The 18,784-nt window shown below is 67.3% G+C and carries 21 protein-coding genes and 1 pseudogene; 8 read left to right on the top strand and 14 right to left on the bottom strand.

The features are described 5' to 3' along the window. Window positions 1-159 precede the first annotated feature (159 nt). The 5 genes from QM789_RS17590 to QM789_RS17570 all read left to right on the top strand — a co-directional run bounded on the left by QM789_RS17590 (window position 160) and on the right by QM789_RS17570 (window position 4,883). Window positions 160-504 carry a hypothetical protein gene (locus QM789_RS17590; RefSeq protein WP_420353122.1) on the top strand — a complete coding sequence of 115 codons (345 nt, stop codon included), beginning with the start codon at window positions 160-162 and terminating at the stop codon, window positions 502-504. A gap of 908 nt (window positions 505-1,412) precedes the next feature. Continuing rightward, complete coding sequence (locus QM789_RS17585; protein WP_420353121.1) at window positions 1,413-1,706, top strand: YggT family protein; 294 nt, start codon at window positions 1,413-1,415, stop codon at window positions 1,704-1,706. Next, window positions 1,706-3,766, top strand: a complete 2,061-nt coding sequence (gene recQ / locus QM789_RS17580; protein ID WP_420353120.1) for a DNA helicase RecQ — start codon at window positions 1,706-1,708, stop codon at window positions 3,764-3,766. Before QM789_RS17585 ends, recQ begins: the two co-directional genes overlap by 1 nt. Before the next feature lie 55 nt (window positions 3,767-3,821). Further along, the gene (locus QM789_RS17575; protein WP_420353119.1) at window positions 3,822-4,127 is read left to right on the top strand and encodes a DUF2218 domain-containing protein; all 306 of its coding nucleotides are present in this window, start codon (window positions 3,822-3,824) and stop codon (window positions 4,125-4,127) included. 120 nt (window positions 4,128-4,247) lie between these two features. Next, window positions 4,248-4,883 (top strand): DUF6778 family protein, encoded by a 636-nt coding sequence (locus tag QM789_RS17570; RefSeq protein WP_420353118.1) that lies wholly within the window; start codon window positions 4,248-4,250, stop codon window positions 4,881-4,883. A 98-nt stretch (window positions 4,884-4,981) separates the two neighbouring features. Here QM789_RS17570 and QM789_RS17565 read toward each other — a convergent pair whose 3' ends face one another. The 8 genes and pseudogenes from QM789_RS17565 to QM789_RS17530 all read right to left on the bottom strand — a co-directional run bounded on the left by QM789_RS17565 (window position 4,982) and on the right by QM789_RS17530 (window position 10,098). Continuing rightward, entirely contained in the window at window positions 4,982-5,179 is a 198-nt protein-coding gene (locus tag QM789_RS17565; protein WP_420353117.1) for a helix-turn-helix transcriptional regulator, read from the bottom strand. After that, window positions 5,176-5,544 carry a hypothetical protein gene (locus QM789_RS17560; RefSeq protein WP_420353116.1) on the bottom strand — a complete coding sequence of 123 codons (369 nt, stop codon included), beginning with the start codon at window positions 5,542-5,544 and terminating at the stop codon, window positions 5,176-5,178. The genes QM789_RS17565 and QM789_RS17560 overlap by 4 nt, the downstream gene beginning before the upstream one ends. A 288-nt stretch (window positions 5,545-5,832) precedes the next feature. Further along, window positions 5,833-6,258 (bottom strand): EAL domain-containing protein, encoded by a 426-nt coding sequence (locus QM789_RS17555; protein ID WP_420353115.1) that lies wholly within the window; start codon window positions 6,256-6,258, stop codon window positions 5,833-5,835. Between the two features lie 31 nt (window positions 6,259-6,289). Continuing rightward, window positions 6,290-7,294, bottom strand: a pseudogene (locus QM789_RS17550) (diguanylate cyclase domain-containing protein); the annotation flags it as partial. A 142-nt stretch (window positions 7,295-7,436) separates the two neighbouring features. Further along, entirely contained in the window at window positions 7,437-8,033 is a 597-nt protein-coding gene (locus tag QM789_RS17545) for a hypothetical protein (protein WP_420353114.1), read from the bottom strand. Between the two features lie 34 nt (window positions 8,034-8,067). Beyond that, a complete protein-coding gene (locus QM789_RS17540; protein ID WP_420353340.1) occupies window positions 8,068-8,436 on the bottom strand; it encodes an SET domain-containing protein in 369 nt (122 codons plus the stop codon). A gap of 16 nt (window positions 8,437-8,452) precedes the next feature. Further along, window positions 8,453-8,779 (bottom strand): hypothetical protein, encoded by a 327-nt coding sequence (locus tag QM789_RS17535; protein WP_420353113.1) that lies wholly within the window; start codon window positions 8,777-8,779, stop codon window positions 8,453-8,455. 122 nt (window positions 8,780-8,901) lie between these two features. Next, window positions 8,902-10,098: an NAD(P)/FAD-dependent oxidoreductase gene (locus tag QM789_RS17530; RefSeq protein WP_420353112.1), complete on the bottom strand. Its 1,197-nt coding sequence runs from the start codon at window positions 10,096-10,098 to the stop codon at window positions 8,902-8,904. Window positions 10,099-10,175: 77 nt separating this feature from the next. Here QM789_RS17530 and QM789_RS17525 point away from each other — a divergent pair, with 77 nt between their 5' ends. Next, a complete protein-coding gene (locus QM789_RS17525; protein WP_420353111.1) occupies window positions 10,176-10,664 on the top strand; it encodes a peroxiredoxin in 489 nt (162 codons plus the stop codon). Between the two features lie 15 nt (window positions 10,665-10,679). Here QM789_RS17525 and QM789_RS17520 read toward each other — a convergent pair whose 3' ends face one another. From QM789_RS17520 to smc, 4 genes are read right to left on the bottom strand one after another with little or no spacing between them, the layout of a single operon-like run. Next, window positions 10,680-11,834, bottom strand: coding sequence for a GNAT family N-acetyltransferase (locus QM789_RS17520; protein WP_420353110.1), 1,155 nt, complete (start codon window positions 11,832-11,834; stop codon window positions 10,680-10,682). Window positions 11,835-11,865: 31 nt separating this feature from the next. Continuing rightward, window positions 11,866-12,618 carry a glycerophosphodiester phosphodiesterase family protein gene (locus QM789_RS17515; RefSeq protein WP_420353109.1) on the bottom strand — a complete coding sequence of 251 codons (753 nt, stop codon included), beginning with the start codon at window positions 12,616-12,618 and terminating at the stop codon, window positions 11,866-11,868. Then, window positions 12,615-13,073, bottom strand: coding sequence for a RidA family protein (locus QM789_RS17510; RefSeq protein ID WP_420353108.1), 459 nt, complete (start codon window positions 13,071-13,073; stop codon window positions 12,615-12,617). The genes QM789_RS17515 and QM789_RS17510 overlap by 4 nt, the downstream gene beginning before the upstream one ends. A 51-nt stretch (window positions 13,074-13,124) precedes the next feature. Continuing rightward, entirely contained in the window at window positions 13,125-16,571 is a 3,447-nt protein-coding gene (smc, locus tag QM789_RS17505; RefSeq protein WP_420353107.1) for a chromosome segregation protein SMC, read from the bottom strand. A gap of 174 nt (window positions 16,572-16,745) precedes the next feature. On the opposite strand from smc, the gene QM789_RS17500 reads away from it, so the two are divergent. Continuing rightward, window positions 16,746-17,105 (top strand): CidA/LrgA family protein, encoded by a 360-nt coding sequence (locus QM789_RS17500; RefSeq protein WP_420353106.1) that lies wholly within the window; start codon window positions 16,746-16,748, stop codon window positions 17,103-17,105. After that, window positions 17,098-17,811, top strand: coding sequence for an LrgB family protein (locus QM789_RS17495; RefSeq protein ID WP_420353105.1), 714 nt, complete (start codon window positions 17,098-17,100; stop codon window positions 17,809-17,811). Before QM789_RS17500 ends, QM789_RS17495 begins: the two co-directional genes overlap by 8 nt. A 3-nt stretch (window positions 17,812-17,814) precedes the next feature. Here QM789_RS17495 and rnhA read toward each other — a convergent pair whose 3' ends face one another. Both rnhA and QM789_RS17485 read right to left on the bottom strand, forming a co-directional pair. Continuing rightward, window positions 17,815-18,270 (bottom strand): ribonuclease HI, encoded by a 456-nt coding sequence (gene rnhA / locus QM789_RS17490; protein WP_420353104.1) that lies wholly within the window; start codon window positions 18,268-18,270, stop codon window positions 17,815-17,817. A gap of 150 nt (window positions 18,271-18,420) precedes the next feature. Beyond that, window positions 18,421-18,747: a DUF1330 domain-containing protein gene (locus tag QM789_RS17485; RefSeq protein WP_420353103.1), complete on the bottom strand. Its 327-nt coding sequence runs from the start codon at window positions 18,745-18,747 to the stop codon at window positions 18,421-18,423. Window positions 18,748-18,784: the final 37 nt, after the last annotated feature.

The following is an 18,784-nucleotide window of genomic DNA, read 5'->3' as shown; positions in this document are numbered from 1 at the left end:
GGCGTGCCGACGGGGCACTGGCTGTCGGAGGAAGTGAGCCCGGCCTGGCGTGATGGAAATGCCGATGGCGGGCGCGACGATGATCATCGACTATTCCCGCAGGCCCGATGCGCTGGCGCGCGGCGGTGGACCTGGGCGCTGATCGGATGGGGGCGCTTCGTGCATGACCCCGCGCTGGGCGCGGCGACCTTGGCCGATGCGCGCGATGTGATGGCGCGGCTTGGCCGCAACCGCATGGTGTTGGCACATGCGCCGATCGGCAATGCGGGTTTCGGCGCGCTGGCCGCAGCCGGTGCGCGGATCGCGCTTTGCCCCGACACCAGATCCGCCTTGGCGCACCGCCGGGCGGGGATGGAATTCGTTCTGGACGCGCGGACGGTCTTCGGCTGGGCTCCCACTGCGGGGGCGCGCGGCCACCGGAACCATCGCCGAAGGCGGGCCGGTGGATGCCTGACCCGGAGGCGCCGAACCTGCGCCCGGTCATCGACGGCTACGGCATCGTGATACATTCGGACTCTGCCGCGAATGTGCGGATGGTGGTTTGTGATGGCCGGGGTGGAGCCTGCCGGGGTCATCGCCACGGCGCGGCTTTGGCAAAGGGTGGGGGCGTGATCCTGGCCTTCCGTTTCGCTCGGCCAGCGTCCGGCCCGTATGCCGTAGATGCGTCGTCCAGATCGGCGCCCGCAGGGCCTGCATCGCCCACCGCGCCCAGCGTTCCCGGGCTCATGATCGCCATAGAGCGGCCCCGCCGCGCCATCTGCATGATGGGATGCCCGAGCCGGATCGCCGCAGGCCCGAACGATCAGGTCATGCGCCGCCGAATTGGCTTCGAAATAGGGGGCGATCTGCGAGCGGTGATCGTGGAACAGGATCCCTCCAGCCGACCCATCGCTTCCGTCGGAGCCTGAGTGGCGATCACCTCGAACAGGTCCAGCGCCTCGGTCGGTCACCCGCGCGCCCTTGTTGCATGAGCCCGTCCGCCTGGAGCAGCTTCGGCGCCGCGCACACCGGTGTGCGCGAAACGTCGAGTTCCGCCGATACCCTGCGCTCGACGATCCGCTCGCGCAGAATATTGGCCACCCGGATCGCCGCCGCATGGGTCGTGGCATGCGGGCCCGAAGGATCAGATGTGCTCACGTCAGTGCAGGAATGGCATGCCATCGGACTACATTTCCCCCGCGCGTCAACGCTTCGGCGGCGGATCGTGAGCGTCGACCGAACACCAGCGAGAAACTCCTCGGCGGGGCCGCGATCTTTCCAACCGGGTTTTCGACGGGCTGACCGCCGCGATGGCGGATCTGCGGGCGCCGGGGACCGCGCGGACCCCTGGATGACCCCGGCCGATGTCGCGGCAGGTTGCAACGGGGGCCGGGGTGGCTTACCTCTGGCATCGCACCAACCGGAGGTCCCCCATGGTCACCCTGTATCAGGCGCTGAACCTGATCCTGAACGTCGTCTGGTTCGTCATGATCGTGCAGATCATCATGAGTTGGCTGATCAACTTTCAGGTGCTGAACCTGCGTCAGCCGCTGGTGGCGCAACTGTGGTATGGGCTGAGCAACCTGCTGGAGCCGGTCTATGCGCCGATCCGCCGGTTCTTGCCGAATACGCCGGGGCTCGATCTGGCGCCGCTGGTGATGTTCATCGTCATCATCATCCTGCAACAGGCTTTGCGCAACAACGCAGGCTTTTTCTACAGTTTCTGATGCGCGACACCACCGCCCCAGAGCCGGAGGCGCTGCTCGCCTCGATCTTCGGATTCCGGTCGTTCCGGCCGGGACAGGAGGAGATCGTGCGTGCCGTTCTGGCCGGGCGCGATACGCTCGCCATCATGCCCACGGGCGGCGGCAAGTCGCTGTGCTTTCAGCTTCCGGCGCTGTGCCTGCCGGGGCTGACGGTGGTGATTTCGCCCTTGATCGCGCTGATGCGCGATCAGGTGCGGGCGCTGCGCGAGGCGGGGGTGGATGCCGGGGCGCTGACCTCGGGCAATACCGACGAGGAAACCGAGGCGGTGTTTCAGGCGATCGACGATCACCGGCTGAAGCTGCTGTATATCGCGCCGGAACGGCTGGCCTCGGCGGCGACGGTGGCGCTGTTGAAACGCGCGGGCACCGGGCTGATCGCGGTGGACGAGGCCCATTGCGTCAGCCAGTGGGGCCATGATTTCCGCCCCGATTACCTGCGCATCGGCGAGTTGAAGCGCGCGCTGAACGTGCCCTTGGCCGCCTTTACCGCCACGGCGGACGAGGAAACCCGGGCCGAGATCGTCACCCGGCTGTTCGCGGGGCGGGCGCCGGAAACCTTTCTGCGCGGCTTCGACCGGCCCAATATCCATCTCGCTTTCGCGCCGAAGGACAGCCCGCGCAAGCAGATCCTCGACTATGCCGCCGCGCATCGGGGGCAGTCGGGCATCGTCTATTGCGCCGCGCGGGCGCGCACCGAAAGCCTGGCGCAGGCGCTGCGCGAGGCGGGGCATCCGGCCTGCCACTACCACGGCGGGATGGAGGCCGAGGACCGCCGTCAGGTCGAGGCCCGGTTCCAGCGCGAGGATGGGCTGATCGTGGTGGCGACGATCGCCTTCGGGATGGGGATCGACAAGCCAGATATTCGTTGGGTCGCGCATGCCGATCTGCCGAAGTCGATCGAGGGTTATTATCAGGAAATCGGCCGTGCGGGTCGCGACGGGGCGCCCGCCGAGACGATGACCCTTTACGGCCCCGACGACATCCGCCTGCGTCGCGCCCAGATCGACGAAAGCCCGGCCCCGCCGGACCGCAAGGCCGCCGACCATGCCCGGCTGAACTCTTTACTGGGTCTGGCGGAGGCGACGTCGTGCCGCCGGCAGAAGTTGCTGGCCTATTTCGGCGAAGCGTCTGCACCCTGCGGCAATTGCGACCTGTGCGACAACCCGCCCGATCTGTTCGACGCCACCGATGCCGTGCGCAAGGCGCTCTCCGCTGCGCTGCGCACGGGCGAGAGTTTCGGCGCCGGGCATCTGATCGACATCCTGACCGGCACCGCGACCGACAAGATCCGCCAGCGCGGGCATGATGCCCTGCCGACCTTCGGCGTCGGGCGCGACCTCAGCCGCCCGCAGTGGCAGGCGGTGTTCCGGCAGATCCTGGGTCATGACCTGATGCGCCCGGACACCGAACGCCACGGCGCGCTGGTGATGACCGAGGCCGCCCGCCCGATCCTGCGCGGGGAGGAGCGGATCACGCTGCGGCGCGACCTGATCCAGCGGGCGAAGGCCAAGCCGGTGGTGCGGGCGCTGGTGTCCGAGGAGGATGCGCCGCTGATGTCCGCGTTGAAGGCGAAGCGGCGCGCGCTGGCCGAGGCCGCGGGCCTGCCGGCCTATATGATCTTCCCCGACCGCACCCTGATCGAGATGGCCGAAACCCGGCCGCAGACGCTGGACGAGATGGCGCGGGTGAACGGGGTGGGGGCGAAAAAGCTCGAAAGCTATGGCGCGGCCTTTCTGGCGGTGATCGCCGGGGCGGTCGAGGAGCTTCACCCGGCGCGGCGCAAGCTGGCGGGGCGTGGGGCGGGCGACCTGTTCGACCGGCTGCTGGCGGCGCAGAACGCCTTGGCGCGCGGGGCCGATGGGTTCGACCGTTATCTGAGTTGCACCCACACCACGCTGGCGAAGATCGCGGAAACCAGGCCGCGTGATCGGGACGGGCTTGCGCGGATTCAGGGGATGGGGGAAGCCAAGGTCGCGCGCTTCGGCGAGACATTCCTCGCGCTGATCGACGAATTCCGCTAGCGCCCCTCCGCCTGCGCCGATAGTTTGGCGAAACACTCAGATTTCGGGAGCATCCATGTATATCGCCACGGCCTTTTATCCGACGGTGCATGCCTCCAAATACATCGGGCAGCTGTGCAAGCATTTCGCGCATAAGGTCGAGGTGAGCTGGGACGAGACGACGGGCCATGCCGCGCTGCCCTCCGGGCCCGCGCTGCTGACCGCCACGCCGGAGGGCCTGAGCGTGCGGGTCGAGGCGCAGGACGCCAAGGGCATCATCCACGCCCGGTTCGTGATCGACAGCCATCTGGTGAATTTCGCGCATCGCGAACAGTTCACCGGGCTCGACTGGACCCTGGAGCGGACCGGCGACCCTGTTTAAGCCTCGGCGCTTAAGGCTTCGGCAAGGATAATCGGACAGTCTGCCGAACGGCATCCCTGCCGGGGGCCGGGTTTTTGGCGAAAATGGATTCGCCCGCGCGAGGCGGGCAGGAGGATGATCATGGGTCGGATATCGGGATTCGGGCGCCGCGATGCGCTGCGGATCGGCGTGCTGGGCGGTGCCGTGCTGCTCGCGGGATGCGGTGCCGGGTGGCGGGTGGACTATCCGCAGGCGCTCGATCCCGCTGTGACGCGCGGCTGGCGGGTGGCCGATGTGCGGGTTGCGGTGCCGGAGACGCTGACGACCTCGGATGTGAATAGCTGGACGCCCGATTACGATATCGTCTGGCATGGCGATCCGCCCGGGGACCGGCACGCCCAGGTCAAGGCGGTCATGACCTCGGCCATCGCCGCCGGCGCGGCCGACCTGAAGGGGAAGCAGCCGGTGATCCTGAACGTGACGATGCAGCAGTTCCACGCGATCACGCCCAAGGTCGAGGAATACCTGAATTTCTCGGGCGTGCATGACATTCGCTTCGTGATGCAGATCCTGGACGCCCGCAGCGGCAAGCCCCTGACCGAACCGACGCAGATCGCGGCGGATACCCCGGCTTTGGTGGGCAGGGCAGCGCGGGACGCCCGCGCGCGCGGCTATACGCAGAAGCAGGAGGTCATCGACGGGGTGGCGAAGGTCATCCGCGGGTATCTGGGGACCGGGCCGGACCCGCGCCACAAGTTTTCGCGGATGGGTCGCTGAGGATCTGATACGGCGCAATCAGCGGGGCGAACCCTCGCCGATTGCCTGCTGGTTTTCCACCGGTCGGGCTGTGGCATCGTCGGCTTCGGCTGGGGTCTTCACCCCTGTTCCGGCTGGAAAATCTCTTCGATCGCCCTCCCGAACAGCCGCGCGATGCTGAAGGCGAGCGGCAGGCTGGGATCATACCGCCCGCGTTCCAGGGCGTTGACCGTCTGCCGCGAGACCTTCAGATGGGCGGCGAGATCCGCCTGCGACCAGCCTCTTTGTTGCCGGAGTTCCTGAATGCGGTTGTTCATTTGAAGCGGAGCCGCTGGAGCATGACGCCGATGAACCAGAGCGCCCCCATCAGCGGCCACACGGCAAACATCGAGATTCTGGGAAATCCTTCCCCTTCGAGAAAGCCATACCCGAAGGTCACCAGGGCCGTTCCCGCAAAGGACAGGGCAAGCGCTTCGAACTGAAGCCTGCGTTGCATTTCGTCCAGATGCCGGAGGCTGCGAACCACCACCGCGCAAATGAACGCGGCGGGCAGCATCGGGCCGAGAGCGATGAGAATCCGGAGGGGTCGGGCTTCGATCCCGCCCGCGAGGATCCGCTGAGAAACGATCAGAGTTGCGGCATAGGCGGTCAACCCGGCCAGGAAGAGAAGAAATCCACGCATCGCTGCCCCCATCGACATGTCAAGATCGCTTTACATTTCGTCGGAAGACAGCCTTATGCCAAGCACACTTTACACCCGTGGGGAAATGGCTTGTCGGATTGCGGGAAAGATCATGATTCCGCTTCCGCCGGAACACCTTCCCTGATCAGGCATCGAAACGACGCCTGTCGCGGGGAATTTTCTGGCGGAGGGAGAATATTCCCCAACTGGCGACGGGAAGGCCGCTTTTTCAGTCGCCTGTTGATACTCTCCCGGTCCCGGAAGATCAGGCGCAGGTGGGTCGCGTCGTCACGCCCCGCGGCGTGTCGCGGAAGCGATCCATGTCATGTTGCTCTCGTTGACCTGGACGGTTTTCGGCGAGGGACGGTCAAGATCGAAGCGCAGCGCAAGGCTGCCGACCCGTTCGGGCCGCCCGAACAGGAAGCCCTGCACATAGCGGCACCCGATCGAGCGCAGCCAGGCCAACTGGCGCTCCGTCTCTACCCCTTCGGCGATGATTCCCTTGCCCATCGAATCGGCCAGCGACACGATTGCGGACACAAGACAGTAATCGTCCCTCAGCACCTCGCTGCCCGAAATGAACGATTTGTCGATCTTGATCGCGTTGAACGGAATCCGGCGGATATAGCTGAGCGACGAAAACCCGGTGCCGAAATCGTCGAGCGAGATCGAGAAACCATAGTTCTTCAGCCGACGAACTTCGTCGATTGCCATCGAAATCGCCGGAAATGGCCAGTGTTTCGGTCAGTTCGATGTCGACCCGGCTGCAATCGACGCCATGCGCGCTCACCCGCGCGAAAAGCTCGTCGACGAAGCCCGGCGCCACAAGCTGGACCGGCGACACGTTGATGCTGACATTCAGGCCGGGGAAGGCGGCCAGATCCTTGCAGATCAATTCAACCAGAAGCCAGCCCAGGGACACGATCAGGCCGGTCTGTTCGGCCACGGGGATGAACCGGCTGGGTGAAACGTCGCCCAGCAGCGGGCTGTGCCAGCGCGCCAGCGCCTCGGCCCGGACCATCGTCTCGCCGTTCGCGCAGTCGATGATCGGCTGGTATTCGATGAAGAATTCGTCGGTGTTGCGCAGGGCGTAGCGCATCGCCTTTTCAATGGCGTTGCGGGCCTGATCCCCGGCGGACATCATTTCGTCATAAAGCACGAAGTCCGAAATCTGGTGTTGCTTCGCGTGATACATCGCCCGGTCGGAACGCCAGACCACATCCTCGATCGGGTCGTTGGGCGCGGTTTTCAGCGCGACCCCGATGGAGGCCGACAGGTCGAAATAGAGCCCCCCGCAATGGACGGGATTCAACAGCATCTTTTCCAGTTCGCGCAGCTTGGCCCGCCAGAATTCGCTGCCCCCCGCGGTGCTGGAACAGATCACGACGAATTCGTCCCCGCCGACGCGCGCAACGAAGGTGTTCGCATCCTTCAGCTTGGCCAGACGTTCCGAAAACTGGCAGATCAGTTCGTCGCCGCCCGCATGCCCGATCACGTCATTGACCTGCTTGAAGCGGTCCATGTCGATCTGGATCACCGCGACGTCGATATTCTTCCTGCGGTCCATCTCCTCGCAATATTCCGCAAAGGCCAGGCGGTTCGGAAGCTGACTCAGGTGGTCGGTGCGGGCCAGACGCGTGGCCTCCGCCTCCTTGCGGATCAGGGTCGCCGCATTCACATGCGCCTGTCGGGCGATGAAAATCCCGGCCGACAGGAAGAGCGCATTGACGGCCAGCAGGATCGGCAGCATGCGCGTCAGCAGGTCTGAGCCGGGCTTCGCCGGGCTCCAGACAAGATAGGCGATCGGTTTTCGTTCGTAGTCGAGCAGCGGGATGCTCGGCTCAGCGGAATCCGGCGCCTCCTTTTCCAGCCGCAGGCTGCTCAGGCTCAGTTCATGCGCAACGGCGTCGAGCTTTGACTGCTTCAGGATCTTGCCGATGGCGGAGGCGGGGAAATTCGAGATCGGCGTGCCGCGCACCTTCGACACATCCTCGGGCAGCAGCAGCGATGCGCTGAACATCACCAGTTCGTCGTTGACCTCGGCCACGAAATCGAAGGTGCTGCGATAGCCGATCGGCAGAAGTTCCGATTCCGCGCGGATCTTTTCCAGGGCATCCAAGGGAAGGAAGCATTCGACGGGGTTGAGCCCGACGGCCCGCGGACCAGGCGATCGGCTGTCTGAAGGGGCCGTCGAAGATCACCGCATATTCAAAGACATCGCCCCGCGCGGCGGTGATGCCGTAGTTGTCCGAGATGAACTGGATATCCTCGTTCTCGACCGCCCAGTAGACGTCGTTCCAGTTGTTGTAGTCCGAGGTGATGAGCCGGACCTGTTCCTTGAGCGAGCTCACCCGGCTTTCGACGGCGGCGACCGAATCGTTGAAGGATTTCCGGTTCATTTCGTCGATGACGGAAATCACCGAGGTCCAGAGGACCGCAGAAAACAGGAGGACGCCGCCGACGGTAAGGCCGATGATCTGATAAAGCACCCGTCTTCCGCGCATGATCGCTCCAATCCCCCCGCTAACCACCGGAGAAGCCGAGAACCTTCACCACCTGATAGTCGCAGGTGAGTTCCTCGCCCGGCAGAATGGTTCGGGCCGCATACATCGCGGTGCCCGCATCAATGAGCGATGGCTGATCGCTGTGGTTCATGAAGATGTCGGCATCATTTCCCAGAATGAAGGAATTGCTGGAGGCGACATATTCGGCATGATTGAAGACCGTTTCGCGATCGGCCTCCACGAAATGTTCTACCAGATCGAAGGGGATTTCGACGTCGAACTGTGGATCATAGCGCCAGACGAGTTCATCCTTCTCGATCTTGCGGGAGGCAAAAACTCCCAGGCCGTGAATGGCGCTTCTTGCGACGAAATGAGGAACGACGAGCATCACCACCGAGTCCCGGTCAGGTCACGAGCCAGATCGACGCGATCGCTGCGGCGATTCCGGCAAGCTGCTTTGGATTCACCTTCTCCCCGAACATGAAGACGCCGAGCGCGGTCAGGATGAGGATCGTGGCCGAACTGTAGATGACGCCGATCTGGGCGAGGGAATATTCCCGCATCAGCAGCAGCCATCCGATGGCGGGCAGCCCATAGAGGATGATCCCCGACAGGAACTGCCAGGAGGTGAAGGGATCCGCTCTTCCGGAGGCATGTTTGATCGCGAAATCACCGGCTGCGGTCAGGGCGATGATCGCTATGAGGATCGCGGTCCTCTCCGCCAAAGTCATAATTCCCTCGTGGATGTGTGGGCGAATAATCGCGTTAACACTGCGCCCAAGAGGTTAACATTCTATTAATAAACGTTAGCCCGGCCCGGTCTTTTCGCGTTATGGGCGAGTGCCGCGGCGGGTCACCGCAGCAGTGCCTTCAGGTCCGCTGCGCCCGCAACCTGCTCTGGCGTCACGGATTTTTCGCTCTCGATCAACCGCTTGCCGACCATATAGGCGCGTGGATCGTTCAGTGCGTCCACGGCCAGAAGCGCGCCCTCGCGGAAATACCAGAACGACTCGCCCTCGCCCGCGCGGCTCACCACCCTGTCGTAGCCGGTGTTCAGCCCGGCGATCTGCAACTTGGCGTTGAACTGATCGGACCAGAACCAGGGCCGTGCCTGATAGGCCCGCCCGGCGCCGAGCATGTTGTCCGCCACGGTTTCGCCCATGTCGATCGCATTGCCGACGCTTTCGAGCCGCAGCCGCTCCCGCCCCCAGGGGAAGGCGGCGCAATCCCCCGCCGCCCAGATCGCCGGGTCCGAGGTCCGGCAGAAGGCATCGACCGCGATCCCGTTCGCGATCGTCAGCCCCGCCGCCTGCGCAAGCCCGGTTTCCGGCGCGACGCCGATGCCGACGATGGCGAAATCGGCGGCGATCCGGCGCCCGTCCATCAGCTCCGCGCCATCGACATGCGCCGTGCCGGTCAGCCGCCGCAGGCCGGTGCCCTCAAGGATCGTCACCCCATGCGCCGCATGCAGCCGGCGGATCGCATCGGCGGTTTCCGCACAGGCAACCCGGCCGAGGATGCGCGGCGCCGCTTCGATCAGCGTCACCTCCAGCCCGAGTTTGCGCGCCACCGCCGCCGCCTCCAGCCCGATATAGCCGCCGCCGATCACCGCCAGCCGCCGCCCGGCGCGGAATTCGGGCGCCATCGCATCCACATCGGCCAGCGTGCGGACGGTGAACACCCCCGCGAGCGTGCCGCCCACCGCCTCGGGCAGGGTGCGCGGCGTGGCTCCGGTGCACAGCGCAAGCTGGTCATAGCCGATCTCGCCCCCCGCGAACCGCACCCGCCGGGCGGAACGGTCGATCGCCTCGACCCGCGTGCCGGTCCGCAACGTGATGCCGTTTGCCGCCCACCAGTCATCGCCGCGCAGCGTCAGCCGGTCGAGCGGCATCTCTCCCAGCAGGTAGCCCTTCGACAAAGGCGGGCGCTGATAGGGCGGCACCGGCTCCGCGCCCAGAATCGTGACCGCGCCCACATAGCCCGATGCCCGCAGCCTGGCCGCCATCGAGGCCGCCGCCTGCCCGCCACCGACAATCACGATCCCCGCCATGTCATTCCTCTCTGGTCGTCCCGCGCCATCAGCCTATATCCTGCGCGCAATCCTGTGCAACGCGAGAGGGACAAGACATGAGCGTGGAAAAGGGAGACGTCCTGCCGGGGGCGACGCTGCTGCGGCTGGGCGACAACGGGCCGGAGGCGGTCAGCCTCGGCGACAAGATGAAGGGCCGCAAGATCGTGATCTTCGCCGTGCCCGGCGCCTATACCGGCGTTTGCACCACGGCGCATGTGCCGAGCTTCATCCGCGTGATCGACGCGCTGAAGGCGAAGGGCGTTGAGGAAGTGATCTGCATCGCCGTCAACGACCCCTTCGTGATGAAGGCCTGGGGCGAGGCGACCGGCGCCACCGCGGCGGGTATCACCATGCTGGCGGATGCCGAATCGGCCTTCACCACGGCGCTCGGGATGAATTTCTCGGCCCCGCCCGCGGGCCTGATCAACCGCTCGCAGCGCTATGCGATGGTGGTTGAGGATGGCGTCGTGAAGGTGCTGAACAAGGAAGAGACCCCCGGCGTCTGCGACATTTCGGGCGGCGAGACGATCCTCGAAGCCGTTTAAATCGGCGGGCTGGGCCTATCCGCCGCGGCGGAACGGGCCCAGCTCCTCCAGCGCGGCGACCTCTTCGGCCACGGCGCGGCGTTCCTCCTCCAGATAGCTGGACACTGCGCGCCGGAACGACGGGTTCGGGATCCAGTGCAGCGAATGGGTCACCACCGGCAGATAGCCGCGCGCGAGTTTGTGTTCCCCCTGCGCGCCCGCCTCGACCCGGCTCAGGCCATGGGCGATCGCCCAATCGACAGCCTGATGGTAGCACAGTTCGAAATGCAGGAAGGCGTGGTCTTCGAGACAGCCCCAGTAACGGCCGAACAGCGTATCGCGTCCGATCAGGTTCAGCGCCCCGGCCACCGGTTCCCCGTCGCGTTCGGCAAGGATCAGCAGCACATCGCGGCGCATCCCGTGCAGCGTATCGAAGAACCCCCGCGTCAGATAGGGCCTGCCCCATTTGCGGCTGCCGGTGTCCTGATAAAAGGCCCAGATCGCATCCCAGTGCCGGGGCTCGATCTGATCGCCGCTCAGCGCCCGGATCGTGCCGCCGAACCCCTGTGCCCGGTCGCGTTCCTTGCGGATCGCCTTGCGCTTGCGCGAGGCGAGATCGGCGAGGAAATCGTCGAAGCTGGCATAGCCGCGATTGGTCCAGTGGAACTGCTCGCCCTCGCGCAGCAGCCAGCCCCGGTCGCGCGCGGCGGGAATTTCCTCCGCCGGGCAGAAGGTGATGTGGGCCGAGGACAGCCCGGCCTGTTCGGTGACCTGCGCGATGCCGTCGAGCAGGGCGGCGCGGCCTTCGGTCTCATGCCCTGGGCGGATCAGCAGCCGCCGCCCGGTCACCGGGGAAAACGGCACCGCGCATTGCAGCTTCGGATAATAGCGCCCGCCCGCGCGCTCCCATGCCTCGGCCCAGCCGTGATCGAAGACATATTCGCCCTGGCTGTGGGATTTCAGGTAGAGCGGCGCGACCGCGATCACCTGCCCGGCGCGTGTGGCCACCATCGGCCGCGGGGTCCAGCCGGTGCCCGGCCCGACCGAGCCGGAGCGTTCCAGCGCGCTGAGGAAGGCATGGGTGGTGAACGGGTCCACCGGCCGGCCCGGCTCCGGGCAGGCGCAGGCGTTCCAGTCGGCCGGGGCGATGGCGGCGACGCCCTCGGCCAGGGTGATTTCGATGGCGCTCATGGCCCGCATGGTGCCGCGCCGCGCCGGGACGTCAAGCGGGGATCGCGGCGGGATAATTTTCGAAGGTCACATTCACGGCAACCTCGCGCGCCTTTGCCTCGGCCTCGGGGGAGCGGATCGTCCAGCACAGGATCGCCGCGCCCTGCGCCTTTAGCGCCGCGATGCGGGGGGAGTGCAGGTCGGCCGCCTCGTGCGAGACGAAGGCGCAGCCCAGCCGGTCGAAATCCGGGATCCCGCGCAGTCGCTCCCGGATCGACGGGGTGAGAGCCGTCCAGTCCGGGCCAAAGGCGGAGGTGGTCAGGCCGACCGTCACCCCGGGGGCGGCGCGGCGGAAGGCCTCGACCGCATGGGGGTTGAAGGACATCACCGCCACCAGGCCGGGGTAGGCGGCGATGACCCGCGCGGCGGCGGCCTCAAGCCCGCCGTCCGTCGGCCCCATGCCGCCGTCCTGATCCTTGATCTCGATCAGCAGCGGCACCCGCCCGGCGACCAGATCCAGCGCCTCGGTGAGCGTCGGGATCCCCTCGTCGCCGCCCAGAAGCACGGTTCGGCGCAATTCGTCCGCCGTGCGGCTGTTGATCTTGCCCGCATGCCCCGTCAGCCGCCGCAGGTCGTAATCGTGGAACACCATCGGCACGCCATCCGATGACGGCTGAATGTCGCATTCGATCGCATAGCCCGCCGCGATCGCCGCCCGCATGGCGGCGAGGCTGTTTTCGGGGGCGCCCGCGCCGTGATAGCCGCGATGGGCGACGGGCAGGCGCAGGAAATCCGGGTGCATCATTCGACCTCGAAGATCGCCTCGATTTCCACCGCGACGCCGAAGGGCAGCGAGGCCGCCGAGACCGCCGAGCGCGCATGCCGCCCGGCATCTCCGAAGACATCGACCATCAGGTCCGAACAGCCGTTCACCACCTTCGGCTGATCGCCGAATTCCGGCGTGGAATTGACGAAGCCCACCAGCTTCACCACCCGCTTGATCCGGTCGAGGTCGCCCACCGCGGCCTTCGCCTGTGCGATCAGCGACAGCCCGCAGCGGCGTGCGGCGGCGGCGCCCTCTTCCGCGCTCAGCCCGGCGCCGAGCTTGCCGGTGATCAGCCCGTCCGGCCCCGCCGAAACCTGGCCCGACACGAAGAGCTGCGCCCCCGTCAGCACATAGGGCACATAATTCGCCGCCGGGGCAGGGGCGGCGGGCAGTTCGATCCCCAGTTCCTTCAGGCGTGCTTCGATCCGGCTCATCTCGACCTCCATCATGGTTCGGACGGAGGCTAGGCCGGGCCGGGCCGCGCTTCAAGCCACCAGTTGCTCCGCCCGCTTCAGATCGACGGAAACCAGCTGGCTGACGCCCTGTTCCTGCATCGTCACGCCGAACAGCCGGTCCATCCGGCTCATCGTCACCGCGTGGTGGGTGATGACGAGGAAGCGCGTGTCGGTGCGGCGGGTCATTTCGTCCATCATGTCGCAGAACCGGGTGACGTTGGCGTCATCCAGCGGTGCGTCCACCTCGTCCAGCACGCAGATCGGCGCCGGGTTCGCCAGGAACACCGCAAAGATCAGCGCCAGCGCCGTCAGCGTCTGTTCCCCCCCGACAGCAGCGAGAAGCGTCGACAGTTTCTTGCCCGGCGGCTGGCACATGATTTCGAGCCCGGCTTCCAGCGGATCGTCGGATTCGACCAGCATCAGCTTCGCCTCGCCGCCGCCGAACAGATGGGTGAAGAGCGTGCGGAAATTCTCGTTCACCTGCTCGAAGGCGGTCAGCAGCCGTTCGCGTCCCTCCTTGTTCAGCCCGGCGATGCCGGAGCGCAGCTTGCGGATCGCTTCTTCGAGGTCGGTCTTCTCCTGCGCCAGCGTATCGTGTTCGGTCTGCACCGCGCGGGCGTCTTCCTCGGCGCGCAGGTTGACCGCGCCAAGCGCCTCGCGCTGCCGTTTCAGGCGGGCGACCTCGGTTTCCAGATCGGCGACCGAAGGCGCGATCCCGCTGTCGCCCAGTTGCGCGCGCAGCTTTTCGGGTGTCATCTCCACCGCCTCGCGGATCCGTTCGGCGGCACTGTCCTGCGCCGCGCGGGCGGCTTCCACCCGGGCCTCGGCGCGGGCGCGAGCCTCGCGCGCGTCACCCGCCAGCCGTTCGGCCTCGCGTTCGGCGAATTGCGCCTCGCGCAGCGCGGTTTCGGCCTCGGCCAGCCGGTCGGCGGCCAGCTCACGCCGGGCTTCCGCGGCCTCGATCGCCTCGGCGAGTTCCTCGCGTTTCGCGGCGAGCTCCTCGGGCGCCTCGGCGGCCTCCGCCAGTTCGGCGATCGTCTCCGTCCGGCGTTCGGTCAGTTCGGCACTGCGCTTTTCGGCGGTCTCCAGCCGGTGACGCCAGCCCGAAAGCTCCTTCGTCACCTCCTGCCGCCGCTTCGTCCGCGCCTCGCCCTCGCGGCGGATTTCGTCATGCACGGAGCGGCGGGTGAGCATGGTGATCCGCGCGGCCTCGACCGTCATCTTCACCGCATCCACCTCGGCACGGGCGCTGTCCAGATCGGGCAGGGCCTGCAACTGCCCCTCCGCCTCGGCCAGGGCCAGCCGCGCGGCACTGGCCGCTTCGGCGTGGCGCTTCACCGCCAGCCGTGCCGCCTCCAGCCTGCCGCCGGAAATCGACCGCTCCGCCTCGGCGCGCGACAGCGCCCGCCCGGCATCGGCCAGCCGCTGATCCGCCGCCCGGCGGGCCTCGCGCGCCCGGGTATCCGCCGCCGTCGCATCCGCGAGCGCCCGGCTCAGCGCCTCATGTGCCGCGCGCCCGGCCTCGGCCCGGGCCTCGGCCTGCGCCAGATCGCGGCGCAATTCGGCCAGCCGGTTGCGCTGTTGCAGCCGCAGCGCGGCGGCCGAGGGCGCATCCTCCGCCCCGGCGCGGAACCCGTCCCACCGCCACAGGTCGCCGCGCAGCGACACCAGCTGTTGCCCGCGCCGCAGGAGCGGTTGCAGCCGCGCCGCCTGTTCCGGCTCCACCAGTCCGATCTGCGCGATCCGCCGCGCCAGAACCGGCGGCACGGTGACATGATCCGCCAGCGGCGCCGTCCCTTCGGGCAGGGGCTGCGGCGTGTCGTAATCGGGCAGCCGTGCCCAGCCACTGCCTTCCTCGGTTTCCGGTGCGCGCAGATCATCGGCCAGCGCCGCGCCGAGCGCCGCCTCATAGCCCGGCGCCACCTCGACCTGATCGAGCAGCTGCGCCCCCCCCGACGCATCACGCTCCACCAGCCGGGTCAGCGCCGCCACTTCGGCGCGCAGGGCCCCGGCCTCGCCCTCGGCCTCGGAACGCGCCGCGCGGGCGGCGGATTCGCGGTCCTGAATTTCGGCGCGGGTGTCCTCGGTCGCGGTCAGCGCCTCATCGGCGGCCTCGGTCCTCTCCTGCGCCTCTTCCTGCGCGGCCCGCGCGGTCTCGAAGGCCTCGGCGGCCTGGTCCAGCGCTTCGCCCGCCTGATCGGCAGCCTCCTGCGCCTTTGCCGCCTCGGCCTCGGACCGCTCCGCCGTGGTGCGGCTGTCCGCCAGCAGCCGTTGCGCCGCGCCGTGGCGGGCGGCCAGCCGCGCGACGTCCTCGGTCATCTCCGACAGCATCGCCTCGCGTGCGCGCAGCACCTCCGCCGCCTCGGCCGAAGCCTCCGCCGCCGCGCCCAGCTTGTCCTCATGCCCCTCGGTCGCCTTCGCCAGTTGCTCCAGCTCCCAGTCCAGCCGCGCGATCGTTTCCCCCGCATCGCGGTTCAGCCCGGCCTCGCGCTCCATGTCGCGGTCGAGTTGCGCGATCCGGCCCTTCAGCGTCCCGATCCGCGCCAGCGCCACGCGTTCCTGATCCGACAGGGCGTCGCGCTGGATCGTCAGCCGTTGCAGGATCGCGCCCGCAACCGCCTCTTCCTCGCGCAGCGGCGGCAGGGCGGTTTCGGTCGCGGCGCGGGTCTGTGCGGTGGCCCGGGCCTGCGCCTCGGCCTGCGTGGCGGTGGACGCCAGTGCCTGCAACGCGGCCTCCGCCTCGGCGCGCAGGGCCTCCGCCTCGCGCCAGCGGGTGAACAGCAACAGCCCCTCCGCCCGGCGCAGATCGTTGCCGATCTCGCGGTAGCGCGCCGCCTGCTTCGCCTGCCGGGCGAGCGTGGTCAACTGCCCGGCCAATTGCTCCAGCACGTCATCGACCCGCAGCAGGTTCTGCTCCGCCCCGTTCAGCTTCAGCTCCGCCTCGTGGCGGCGCTGATACAGGCCGGAAATCCCCGCCGCCTCCTCCAGAATGCGCCGCCGCGCCTTGGGCTTGGCGTTGATCAGTTCCGAAATCTGCCCCTGCCGCACCAGCGCCGGGCTATGCGCCCCGGTCGAGGCATCGGCGAACAGCATCTGCACATCGCGCGCCCGCACGTCCTTCGCGTTCACCTTGTAGGCCGAGCCCGCGTCGCGGGTGATCCGGCGCACGATCTCCACCACGTCCTGATCGTTGAACCCGGCGGGGGCCAGCCGTTCGGTATTGTCGATGCTCAGCGACACTTCGGCGAAATGCCGGGCGGGCCGGGTGGCGGCGCCGGCGAAGATCACATCCTCCATGCCCCCGCCCCGCATCGCCGAGGCGCGCGTTTCGCCCATCACCCACCGCAGCGCTTCGAGCAGGTTCGACTTGCCGCAGCCGTTCGGCCCCACGACACCGGTCAGCCCGTCATGGATGACCAGATCCGTCGGATCGACGAAGCTCTTGAAGCCGTTCAGGCGCAGCCGGGTGAAACGCAATCGGGAACCTTTCCGCGAAAAAGACCGGGGATTTTCGGCCGAAGCCGGGGCCAAGTCAACCGCGCGCCCCCGCCGGGCGGGATTCAGCCATGCCCTGACAGCGCTTGCACCCCCGCGCGATCCGGGTAGGTTCCCGCAATCCAAGCCGCCGCAATCCAAGCCAAGGAGGCCGTGATGCTCGTTCCGGCTTTTGCCATCATCCTGTTGTTCCAGCTCGTCGGCGAGGTGATCTCGCGCGCGCTGCATCTGCCGTTGCCGGGGCCGGTCCTCGGCATGATCGGCATGGTCGTCGCGCTGACGGCCTTTCCCAGACTGTCCGCCATCGTCGCCCCGGCGGGGCAGGGGCTGTTGCGCAATCTGTCTTTGCTGTTCGTGCCGGTGGGCGTCGGCATCGTCGCCAACCTGCACACGATCGAGGAACACTGGCTGGCGATCTCCGCCTCGGTGCTGATCTCGACGCTGTTCGCCATCGTGGTGGGGGCTTTCACCTTCACCTGGGTCGCGCGTCTGACCGGGAGCAAGGCCGATGACTGACGCCTTTCAGATCTGGTCCTATCTGACGCAGCAACCGCTGCTGTGGCTGTGCGCCACGCTCTTCGCCTATTGGATCGGCGAAACGCTCTTCGTGAAATCCGGGCGCAATCCGCTGGTCAATGCGGTGGTGATCGCGGTGGCGTTGCTGGCCGCGATGCTGGAACTGACCGGGACGAGCTACGAGAAATATTTCGCCGGGGCGCAGTTCGTGCATTTCATGCTCGGCCCGGCGACGGTGTGCCTGGCGATCCCGTTGCAGGCGAACATGATGGCGATCCGGCGCGCGATCCTGCCGATCGCGGCGGCGCTGGTTGTGGGGTCGGTGGCGGCGATCGGATCGGCGCTCGGGATCGCCTGGCTGCTGGGCGCGGATCACGCGCTGCTGGCGACGCTCGCGCCGAAATCGGCGACGGCGCCGGTGGCGATCGGGATTTCGCAGGGTCTGGGCGGGCAGCCCACGCTGACGGCGGTGCTGGTGATCCTGACGGGCATGGTGGGGGCGATCTTCGTCACGCCGATGCTGAACCTGCTCGGGCTGACCGATTGGCGCGCGCGCGGGCTGGCGACCGGGGTCGCGGCGCATGGCATCGGCACCGCGCGGGCGTTCCAGATGAACGACACCGCGGGGGTCTTCGCCTCGATCGGGATGGGGCTGAACGCGGTGCTGACGGCCTTTCTGGCGCCCCTGGTGATGAGCCTGTTCTAGGGCTCATTTCCCCTTGAAGGGCGCCATGCCCTCGCGTGCGAGTTCGTCGGCGCGCTCGTTCTCGGCATGGCCCGCATGGCCCTTGATCCATTTCCACGTCACCCGGTGGCGGGCCTGCGCGGCATCCAGCCGCTGCCACAGGTCCACGTTCTTCACCGGCTTCCTGTCCGCCGTCTTCCAACCGTTCTTCTTCCAGCCGTGGATCCAGCCGGTGACGCCGTTCTTCACATAGGCCGAGTCGGTGGTGATGGTGATCGCCGTGTCCCGCGTCAGCGCCTCCAGCGCGTTGATCGCGGCCAGAAGCTCCATCCGGTTGTTGGTGGTGTCGGGCTCGCCGCCGTTCAGGGTGCGCTCCTTCAGGACGGCCTCGCCCTCCATCGCGCGCATCAGCACGCCCCATCCCCCCGGCCCGGGGTTCCCCGAACAGGCCCCATCCGTCCATGCGTAAAGTTCAGTCATCAAGCCCCACATATCCCGGCAGCGTAGTCCAGCGGGCAATGCCCGGGATGGCCCCGTTTGCCCACCGTATGGGTATAGCCATACAGGCGGGGATCGGCGAGGTTCATCGTATCCCCCGCCGGTCATGCGCCGAAAGCCGCCGCTCTCGGCTCAGGGTTTGCCCAGATAGGGGATCGCCCCGGCCAGGTCGGTGTCGTCGATCAGGCGGAAGTGGCTCACCGATCCGGCCTGCCGCGCCTGCGCAAAGCGCGCATAGGCGGGGTCGTTCACGAAGGCCAGCGCATCGGTGCGGCTGGGAAACTGCACCAGCGCGATCAGTGTCACATCGGTGGGTGCGCCTTCCAGCGTCTCGATGGCCCCGCTGCGCGACAGGTAGCGCCCGTTGTGCCGGGCGGCGATGTCATGCACATGCGCGGCGTAATCGGGGATCCAGGCGTCATCGGTAACCTTCACCTCGGCGATCAGATAGACGGTCATGTGGTCCTCCCTTTGCTGTGGGGAAGCGTAGGGGCGA

The organism is Paenirhodobacter sp., from assembly GCF_047600745.1.
In the GTDB taxonomy this organism is placed as follows: Bacteria; Pseudomonadota; Alphaproteobacteria; order Rhodobacterales; family Rhodobacteraceae; genus Rhodobacter.
The sequence above is the reverse complement of the archived record's forward strand: the minus strand, read 5'-3'. Positions and strand labels throughout refer to the sequence as shown.